At 36.6% G+C, this 538-nt stretch carries 1 protein-coding gene; it reads left to right on the forward strand.

The window, feature by feature from the left end:
• The coding region (gene hscB, locus ABD296_RS50180; RefSeq protein WP_344285799.1) for a Fe-S protein assembly co-chaperone HscB at positions 1-424 on the forward strand (424 nt) is incomplete at its 5' end.
• Positions 425-538: the final 114 nt, after the last annotated feature.

A 538-nucleotide genomic window follows, 5' to 3' on the forward strand; every position in this document is an offset into this window, starting at 1 on the left:
TCCAGATAAAGCCGCAGATAAAGATCAAGCATTGATCAAATCAAGTGAAATCAATCAAGCTTTTAAAACGCTTTCTCAAGTTGATAGCCGCGCTGCTTATCTTTTAGCTCTTAAAAAGCAAGATCATCATCTTGATCAATCTATTAGTGATTTCGAATTTCTACAATCCGCTTTAGAACTTCGTGAACAACTTGATGAAGCGACATCATCTGAACATTTACGTACTTTAAGATTAGAAGTACAACAATGGATTGATGGTTTAGTCCGTGAATTCAAAATTGATTACAGTGAAGAAGATTGGGCAGAAGCACGTGATACCGTACGTAAGTTACGTTTCTTTCAACGTGTTTTAAACGATATTGATAAAGCAGAAGATCAACTGTTAGATGATGAAGACAGTTTTGATTTAGACGACGATTTTTAATTTTGCTTTCTCTACTTTATTTTCAAGGGATTTAACTCATGGCACTTTTGCAAATTGCTGAACCGGGTCAATCCAGTGCCCCACACCAACATCGCATTGCGATTGGTATTGACC

Origin of the sequence: Actinomadura napierensis (assembly GCF_039529375.1) — a bacterium.
GTDB classification, from domain to species: Bacteria; Actinomycetota; Actinomycetes; order Streptosporangiales; family Streptosporangiaceae; genus Spirillospora; species Spirillospora napierensis.